1 protein-coding gene is annotated in these 238 nt (G+C 68.9%); it reads right to left on the reverse strand.

All coding sequences use genetic code 11. The features are described 5' to 3' along the window. The coding region (locus OH705_RS28665) for a GAF domain-containing protein (protein WP_267303628.1) at positions 1 to 238 on the reverse strand (238 nt) is incomplete at both ends.

A 238-nucleotide genomic window follows, 5' to 3' on the forward strand; every position in this document is an offset into this window, starting at 1 on the left:
GCAGTCTGTGTCGTCGTAGGCGCCGGGCGTGGTGGCCAGCACCTTCAGTACGCCGACGACCTGGTCACGGAACCGCAAGGGCGCCACCAGCATCGAGCGCAGGCCCACGCGGCGGCACGCATCGCGGTTGACGCGCGGATCCTCTTCGCTGTCGTCGCACCTCAATAGCCTCGCCTCGCCGATGCAGCGCCCCGACAGGCTGCCTTCGACCGGCAACGTGAGCCCGACCTGGCTTTGT

This window comes from Pseudomonas sp. BJa3, assembly GCF_026343815.1.
Classification (GTDB): domain Bacteria; phylum Pseudomonadota; class Gammaproteobacteria; order Pseudomonadales; family Pseudomonadaceae; genus Aquipseudomonas; species Aquipseudomonas soli.